General features: G+C 58.4%; 4 protein-coding genes. 2 read left to right on the top strand and 2 right to left on the bottom strand.

What is annotated here, in order from left to right; genetic code table 11:
- Positions 1-1,056 precede the first annotated feature (1,056 nt).
- Complete coding sequence (locus QQL28_RS44925; RefSeq protein WP_284276248.1) at positions 1,057-2,859, bottom strand: ABC transporter ATP-binding protein; 1,803 nt, start codon at positions 2,857-2,859, stop codon at positions 1,057-1,059.
- Positions 2,860-4,414: 1,555 nt separating this feature from the next.
- On the opposite strand from QQL28_RS44925, the gene cysD reads away from it, so the two are divergent.
- Both cysD and cysN read left to right on the top strand, forming a co-directional pair.
- Positions 4,415-5,335, top strand: a complete 921-nt coding sequence (gene cysD / locus QQL28_RS44920) for a sulfate adenylyltransferase subunit CysD (RefSeq protein WP_431309732.1) — start codon at positions 4,415-4,417, stop codon at positions 5,333-5,335.
- Between the two features lie 5 nt (positions 5,336-5,340).
- Entirely contained in the window at positions 5,341-7,224 is a 1,884-nt protein-coding gene (cysN, locus tag QQL28_RS44915; RefSeq protein WP_431309733.1) for a sulfate adenylyltransferase subunit CysN, read from the top strand.
- A gap of 1,268 nt (positions 7,225-8,492) precedes the next feature.
- Here the strand turns inward: cysN and QQL28_RS44910 are convergent.
- A partial coding sequence (locus QQL28_RS44910; protein ID WP_284276242.1) for a glutamine amidotransferase-related protein occupies positions 8,493-9,277 on the bottom strand: 785 nt, incomplete at its 5' end.

The raw sequence follows: 9,277 nt of genomic DNA, 5'->3' as shown, positions 1-9,277 counted from the left end.
TTGCCAAGCCGGCGGCCAGCGTCAATTATCTCCTGACTCGGCCGCCTCGTCTCATCTTGATTGACGCGCCGCTCTCATCCTGATTGTCGCGCTATACGCTGGCTGTTCGTCGAACCGGCGCTTGCTTACAGCCTCCTTCAGATACCGTCTCGCGACGACCCTTGCTGTTCGGCTGACGGTTTCTATCGCCAAGGCCCGTAGAGGGACTCACACCTCCACCGGACACCACTGCGGGACACTCGCGCCAGTCACGGCGCTCCGTGTCATGCCTGGCGCACGAAAAAAGGCCGCCCCAAACGGGGCGGCCAGTGTATGTTCGTCGCGGGAGGAAAAATACGACGAACGAATTCAGCACAAACGCGTCAGCGTCTTACCCACCGGCCCAGGCCGATTGCAGCTGCGGCTTTTTGGCATCAGAACACCAAGCCGGCACATTGCCTCTGTTGCCAGACATGCGCACCTCGAAATCAACCCGTGCCCTTGCCGCTGCACAATAGCCACTTGTCGATATTGTTTGGTGCAATGGCTCGTACCTTAACGCTGAAATTCGGCACAAAATGCGTATTTTGAAGGATTTCCCCCGGTGCCGGGCGGGCCCCCTCTATCGGATTTCAGACGCAAGCGGCAACTCGCCGAAGCGCCGGACGGGCGGCGCGCGTATGATGACAGTCGCCGAAGCCACTCACTTACAGCCACTCCGCCGCATGTTGCCATCTCCTCCAATGTTCGGCCACTGCCTCGTGTCGCCAACGGTCATTGGCTCACACGTGAAATCATCTGACGAAGTTGGACTTTGTTGCAATACCGCTCTCCTGAAACCAGGGCGTCGATCTCTGCATAAGGACCCTTCAGCAAGCTTCTCTAGTTTTGGCGACGGATCGCTGAGGTTGCGAGCCGCTACTCGCCTGCCCGCTATCTGTATCCTTGTCCAACGTTGCCGAATTCTGCTTGAGCTTCAGCCATGTTGAGCCTCTTCTAGCTGTGCCGCTACCTTTTAGCTGAACCTTCAATTCGAGTCCCAGCTCAACGATAGACGTCACAGGACCGTCCTGTTCGCTAGCCTGCCGCAGAGATCCGGCCGAACTCGGTGGCTTGGCTCTCGAGCAGCCGCCGATAGATTCCGCCGGGCCACCTCGTCAGGGCAGCATGCGTGCCCTGCTCGGCGATAACGCCGCGATCAAACACCAGGATGCGGTCAAGGCTGCGTACCGTCGACAGTCGATGTGCGATCACAATCGAGGTGCGGCCCTTCATCAGCCGCTCCATTGCTTCTTGGATGAGGGCTTCCGATTCCGAGTCGAGGCTTGAGGTGGCTTCGTCCAGGATCAGAACCGGGGCATCCGCTAGAAAGGCGCGCGCCAGCGCGATGCGCTGCCGCTCTCCCCCTGAGAGCTTGACGCCGCGCTCACCAACCAGAGTGCCGTAGCCCCTGCGCAGGCGCAGGATAAACTCGTGCGCATTGGCAAGCCGCGCCGCCCGCTCGATCGCCGCCATACCGGCACCGGGCCGGCCATATGCGATGTTCTCGGCGAGCGAGCGGTGGAACAGGATCGGCTCCTGCTGCACGACAGCGATCTGGCTGCGGAGCGATTGCTGCGTGGCTAGCGCGATGTCCTGACCGTCGATCAGAATGCGCCCGCCCGAGATATCATAGAGCCGCTGCACCAGCTTGACGAAGGTCGTCTTACCGGAGCCGGAGCGGCCGACGAGACCAACCCGCTCGCCGGCCTTTATGTCAACCGATAGCCTGTCATAGAGCGGCACTTCGTCGCCGCCATACCGGAAGGTGACGTCGTCGAATACGATCTCACCGCCCTCAATGGCGATAGGACTTGCATCCGGCACGTCCACGACGCCAATCGGCTCGTCGTGGATCGCGACTAGCTCCTCCATATCGTTGACCGAGCGCTGGAGGTTGTTGATGTACATGCCAACCTCGCGCAGATATGCGTGGATAACGTAGTAGCTGGTCAGCACGTAAGTAACATCGCCCGGTGAGGCGCGCCCAGCCATCCACAGCAGCACCGCGCCGCCGATCACCGAGGCCCGCAGGCACAAGAGCAGCGAGATCTGAGACATTGCGGCATAGTTGTAGCGCAGCCAGGTTCGCAACAACCGCATTCGCCAGCGGTTGACGGTGCGGGCGAGCCGAGCATCCTCACGCGCTTCAGCGCCGAACGATTTTACCACCGCATTGCAAGTCAGCGCATCGGCCAGCGTGCCGCCAACCTTGGTGTCCCAGGCGTTGGAGACCCGTGCGGCAGGCGCGATACAGCGGATCGAGAATATCAGTGTCATCGCGGCATAAAATGCGGCACCAATCGCGACCACGACGCCCAGCGCAGACCAATGCAGCCCGAGCAGGATCATCGAGCCGACCAGTATCGTCAAAGACGGCAACAGGGACACCAGGATGGTATTGTTGAGCAAGTCGAGCGCCCACATCCCGCGCGTGATCTTCCGCACGCTCGAACCGGCGAAAGAGTTGGCGTGCCAATCGGCTGAGAACCGCTGGATGTGCATGAACGCCTCGCGCGCCACATCCGACATCGTCTGAAGCGTGAACGGAACGATTGCCTGAAGACCTATGAGGCGCAGGATCATCGAAACTAGTCCGAGCGCGACAATACCGCCGAAAGCGGCCAACGCAGCATGTCGCGCCGCCTGGTTGTAAGGGCCTAACGTCAATGCGTCGACGAGCTGGCCAGAGTAGACTGGCATGAACAAGTCGGCCACCGTTGAGCCGAGGAAGCCCACCAGTACAAAGGCGGCTCGGTAGGGCTGGCGCAGCCAGTGGCGAAAAACGAACGGAATCACCGCCCGCATCGCGATAGGACGTTTTTCATCCAAAGCAGTCATGTCGAAATCCGGTCATGCCCAGCGCAAAACGGCTCCATCTGAATTGAACCCCGCGTCGCAAAAGCGTGATCGAGCACTGGCACTCGGGCGCCACTCCGTCGGCATGCGAAGCGCTCCTCACCAGCAGCCCCAGCCGCTCGGACTTGATTTCACAGCCTGCCGCTGAAGCTCGGTAGTCTCATGCGAGTGGGAATGCCCCGCCGCATTCACCATCCGGCGCCAAACGAATTCCCTCATTATGGCGTCCTGCTTGAGAAACACTCTTCCTTTGAACGATCACGCTCGCCGCAAAGCAGATCTCGAGCGACAATCATGCCCGTTTGCTCATGAAGCTTCCGTGCATGCGAGCGGCCCGCGGGCACAACACAAAGAGAGTCCATCATGGTGTTCCAGGCGATGAAAGGATTGCATTTCATGACAGGCAAGAAGACGGCATACCCATCAGGTTCGGGGCGCAAGATTATGTTGGATCCCGAAGACACACGGGGGCGCTCATGAAATGACATGTGACCGTCATCTCAATCAATCGCCAAGGCTGGTAGTTGACTGGGCCGCTCGCTGCGTAGATAGGCGGTAGCGCGAGGGCAGAGTGGACAGACCGCCACCAGAAATTGCTTCGCGGCAAGAGATATGGGTGCCAGCAAGTAAGGGGCGAGCAACTTAGGGGCTGGCAGACCTGACAACAGATCGCCCACCGGGCGATGGAGCCTTTAAGTTTCCAGGACCCAATGCTCCCGATATCGGCCGAGCGGCCATCTGATGGGTTTGCTGGCGCGGCACAAGACATCTGCCGCGCACGTGAGGCCCGCAAAAAGAAGCCGGCGCGATGCAAATCACCTAAATCATCGCGCGCAAGCCACCAGAGCTGCCGTCGTGAGGCTGCGTTCGCTCATCAGAGTATCGAGTTTGAGCACGAATCGAGACCAGATCTCGGGAGCGCATTGTCACTATCCGCGATGTGAATGCGTTCCATCCAAACAATCGATTTCCCCAATTCAGGTGCTGCCGGGTAGGAAAACCGCCTGCAATTGAGCAACATGGTAGGTTTCCTGTCGGGAAAACTACGGGGAGTACGTCATTATGGACGCCCGCAATCCGGTTGTAGGCAGGTTTTTTGCCGGCTCCGCACCAGCCATTGATTGGTGCAGAGGACGCCTTCAAGCTCGAAAAGCATGTAGTTGATCATGCCCTCCCTTTCAGCAACATGGACCGATCGCGCTGCCCCGCCCCCGCCCGCGGGCAACGGCTTTGCGCCACGGTGAGCCAGTTGTAATGTCGAGGCAGCAACCAAGATCGAACGATGGTCGGTCAGTCTCTGATCTAGAGCCCGCGGGCTCGTCCCCACAATTCTGTGCCCTTGGCGATGGTGGCGCCAACCTCTATCCGCATTGGATCGACCATGGCGTGACTATCGGCGGAGCACGCGATCCTGCTTGCATCCAGGCTGAGTGATCACTGATCTTATAGGCAAGCTCTGAAATATGGCGTGAATACCGGCACTGCAACTTCGTCGCCGGGGTAGATCTCGAGAATCTTCAATATGAACGCGAGGGTCATGATCAGATTCGAAACGCATGAGCTGCCCCGGCATTTGCGTCGGCTCGAGGCCGAGTCGATTGAAATTATGCGGGAAGTCGTGGCCGAATTCAGAAAACCGGTGATGCTCTATTCGATTGGCAAGGATTCCAGCGTGATGCTGCACCTTGCGATAAAGGCGTTTTATCCAGCAAAGCTGCCTTTCCCGCTGATGCATATCGATACGACCTGGAAATTCCGCGAGATGATCACCTTTCGCGACGAGACGGCAAGACGTCTCGGGGTCGATCTGATCGTTCATATCAACAAGGACGGCCTCGCGCATGGTGTCAATCCCATCCGCTCCGGCTCCACGCTGCATACGCAGGTCATGAAGACCGACGCCCTCAAGCAGGCGCTCGATCTGTACGGATTCGATGCGGCATTTGGCGGTGCGCGGCGCGACGAGGAAAAAAGCCGCGCCAAGGAGCGCATATTTTCATTCCGCTCGGCAGGACATGTCTGGGATCCGCGCAACCAGCGGCCCGAACTGTGGAAACTCTTCAACACCCGCATCCGACAAGGCGAAACGATGAGGGTGTTCGCGATGTCGAATTGGACGGAGCTCGACATTTGGGAATACATCATGTTCGAAAACATCCCTGTCGTCCCTCTCTACCTTGCGAAGTACCGGCCCGTGGTGCATCGGAACGGCACCCCGATCATGATGGACGACGAACGGCTCCCGCTCTTGCCGAACGAGAGCCCTAAGATGCGGAGAATCCGCTTTCGTACGCTCGGGTGCTACCCCCTGAGCGGCGCCATCGAGTCGGAGGCCACCACGATCGAGGACATTGTCGCCGAACTCCAGGTCGCAAAAGTGTCGGAGCGCCAGGGGCGCTTCATCGACACGGATGTGGCGGCTTCAATGGAGAGGAAGAAGCGAGAAGGATACTTTTGATGGATATGGAAGCCACGCCTTGCGTCGGCGAGGCCGACAGCAAGGATCAATTGCGCTTCATCACCTGTGGCTCGGTCGACGACGGCAAATCGACGCTGATCGGCCGACTCCTGCATGACAGCAAGATGATTTATGAGGACCAGGTGCAGGCGCTCGCGCGCGACAGCGCCAAGCACGGCACGACCGGCGGCGACGTCGACTTTGCCCTGTTGGTCGACGGCCTTGAGGCTGAGCGCGAGCAAGGCATTACCATTGACGTCGCCTATCGGTTCTTCACGACGCCACGCCGATCGTTTATGGTCGCCGATACGCCAGGCCACGAAGAATATACCCGCAACATGGCGACCGGCGCCTCCAACGCGCAACTCGCCATCATCCTGATCGATGCGCGCAAAGGGGTTCTGACGCAAAGCAAGCGCCACTCGTTCATCTGCTCGCTCTTGGGTATCCGGCACGTCCTCCTCGCCGTGAACAAGATCGACCTCGTTGACTATCGAAAGGATGTCTTCGATGGCATCGTGCACGACTATGTTGCCTTTGCTTCGGAACTCGGCTTCACCTCGATCAACTCGGTTCCGATCTCCGCCAGATACGGCGACAATATCATTCAGCGATCCGGCAACACCGATTGGTATCACGGCCCCCCGCTCCTGGATTACCTCGAGACTGTGGAAATCGAATCCGAGACGACCGGCCTTCCCTTCCGCTTTCCGATACAGTGGGTGAACCGACCCGATCTGGATTTCCGCGGGTATGCGGGCACTATCGCTTCCGGAAGCGTCGCCGTTGGCGATAAAATCGTCGTGGCAAAGTCGGCTCGCAGCTCGCGTGTGAAGCGGATTATGACCTATGATGGTGATCTTGCAGTTGCCGAAGCGGGCGATGCGGTGACGATTACGCTCGAAGATGAGATTGATGTCAGCCGCGGCGATGTCCTGGCGAGCCCTACACAGCCACCTGAAATCGCCGATCAGTTTGCTGCTCATCTGCTCTGGATGGACCAGGAACCAATGGTGCCGGGCCGCTCCTATGCATTGCGGATCGGAACGCAATCGATCGCCTCCGCCAGCATCAACCGTTTCAAATATAAGATCGACGTCAACACGTGCGAGCCGGTCGCGGCCGCCACGTTGGATCTCAATGAGATCGGCTTTTGCGAAGTGTCGACTGTTCTGCCTGCGAGCTTTGATCCATACCGTGTCAACCGGCGCACGGGATCCTTCATCATGATCGACCGCTATACCAACCGGACAGTTGGCGCGGGGATGATCGAGTTTCCCCTCCGGCGTTCGACTAGGACCGCCTGGCAGCCGTTGTCGATTGACAAGCAGCTGCGTTCGACGCTCAAGCATCAGAAGCCATGCATCATATGGTTCACCGGGCTTTCTGGTGCCGGCAAGTCGACGATTGCCAATATCGTCGACCAGAAGCTGTTCGCGATGTCTTATCACACGATGCTGCTGGACGAGGACAACCTGCGTCACGGCCTCAACCGTGATCTCGTCTTGACTAAAGCAGATCGGATGGAGAAATTCCGGCGTGGAAGTCAAGTGGCGAAATTGATGCTGGAAGCCGGCTTGATCGTCATCTGCTCGTTCGTTTCGCCCTATAAGACCGACCGCGACATGGTGCGCAAGCTCGTCGGCGGTCGTGAATTCGTCGAGGTCTTCGTAGATACGCCAATAGACGAGTGCGTCCGACGCGATCCAAAAGGCCTTTATTCCAAGGCAAAGTCAGGCAGTATCAAGAACCTTGCCGGGCTCGACGCCCCGTACGAAGCGCCAAACAGGCCGGACGTGCATTTGAAGACACTGGATGAGCCAGCTGAGCAATTGGCCAATCGCGTTCTAGATGCGCTTGCCATACAAGGGATTATTTCCATGACATAGCTCGACTGAGGAATTGGCCAAGTTGGTTCGAACCTGCCAGATGAGCCGTACTGACGATAATCACCTGAGGCCTTGGGCAGCTATTAGGAAGATGACTACCGCCAGGTCTCAGAGCTTGGTCTGATGCTCAACCGCAAGAATCCGATCAGCGCAAATTGTAGGATCTCAAGATGGTTGTTGCCTTGCTTCGGCACTTGGAAGGAAAGCGCCCGTGCTGAGATGTTTCAACATCGTGCTTGGCACGGGTATCTCGGGGATGTCGGTTGGCAGAATTGCTCTAGACCAGCTGGTCTTGGAGCGACGGTGCAGGAACCGGAAAGCACGACTATTTCGAACAGCATCTTGTGCGAACCAGAGGAGCTTTCCTAGCATCACATCTCGCTTTCATCTGGATGAAAGAAAGAGGGCAGCGGTGATGCTCAAGCGCTGAGCGGCATTCTCCGGGGGGGCAACTTGCGCCGAACTGGATGCGGCGCCTTGAGCGAGCCGCGAGCAATTGCGCGAATTCAGCACTCGGCGTGCAGTCAGGTTTATGTCAGGTGTGCACCCAGGTGCGGCCATTGCGGCTACGAATGGTCATCCGAGTTCGGCCTGATTCGCAAGAAAAGTTGACGTGTCCTCGTCTCGCCGCGCAAGATGCCGGTGTTAGATAGATCATCGGCAACCTTGCCGACACCATTCGCTTCGTACGTGTAGCACACGTCGAATAGAGCTGCCAGCTTGAGCGTAACGCGCGGATCTTTGACGATGCCGGTGCAATGCACGGCGGCGCCGACTTGTATGTCGAGAGGAATAGCGGCCGACAGAGGTTAGAGTTCAAGCTTCAACAGGGTTAGATAGTGGGGCTAGATACTGATCGAAAAGCTTCGCAGCGACGTCGCGATGGACATTGGCCGCGATCTGCGGATGTGACCAGTCACCTATCGCATTGGCCGTGGCTGAGCAGAACTGAATGCGGTTGTCACAGAGGCATTGCTACCAAGTTCATCTTCTTACACCATGCGCGACTGAAACAATCTTTGCTCCTCCAAGGTCTTACTGTTTATCAGCGCGACCCAAAGCAACGAACCGGACGGGCGCGAGCATTGCGAGCTGGGCTTGCAGCCACGAAACAGACGTAGTCCGAGCCGACTTGAACGCCCCTTGAGGTTCAAGAGGAAGCCAATCGTCATTCTGAAGCCGCGCAACTGCCAGCGCCGATGAGAATTAGGATTCTCTAGATTACGGGGAAAGCGTACGGAAGGCGAACCAGTGGTAGGCACCCATGCTCAATAGACCGCCTCACTCAGCCGAAACGCATTTTCGACCATCCGCTGGCCCACCTCGTCGCCCAGCGACATCAACGACTCCGGGTGGAACTGGACGCCACCGACCGGCAAACTCTTGTGCTCGACTGCCATGGGCATGCCATCTTCTGTGCTGGCCGTGACCGTAAGTGCCTCGGGCATGCTATCACCCTCGAGGTAAAGAGAATGATAGCGACCGATTACGATCTCGCTCGGCATGCTTTGCATCAACCGGCCGCCCCGCACCTGAATACGGGAGGGCCGGCCATGTGCGGGCTGTGGAAGTTGGCAGAGCCGGCCGCCGAAGTACTCGCCAATCGCCTGAAGGCCGAGGCAGACGCCGAACACCGGAAACTTCTTCTCCAGTGCCAGCTCGATGATCTTTTTGATTCCGAAGTTCTCAGGTCTGCCCGGTCCGGGCGACAGCACCAGCAAATCCCAATTCTTCTGCTTCAGCATGTCGAGCGCATGCACATGGCGGACCACGGTGACGCTGGCGCCGACTTGGCGGAAGTAGTCGGCGAGCATATGTACGAAACTGTCGTCGTGATCGATCAGCAGCACCTGCTTGCCCGATCCGGTTCCATTGGGCGCAAAGGTCGACAGCGGCTTCGGCGGATCGCCGCGCAGCGCCTGGAACAGCGCCGCCGCCTTGACCTGGCACTCGCGATCTTCCGCGGCCGGATCGGAGTCGAACAGGCAGGTCGCGCCGACGCGCACTTCTGCAAGCCCATCCTTCATGCGGATGGTGCGGATGGTCAGGCCGG

Source organism: Bradyrhizobium iriomotense, from assembly GCF_030160715.1.
GTDB lineage: Bacteria > Pseudomonadota > Alphaproteobacteria > Rhizobiales > Xanthobacteraceae > Bradyrhizobium > Bradyrhizobium iriomotense.
The sequence above is the reverse complement of the archived record's forward strand: the minus strand, read 5'-3'. Positions and strand labels throughout refer to the sequence as shown.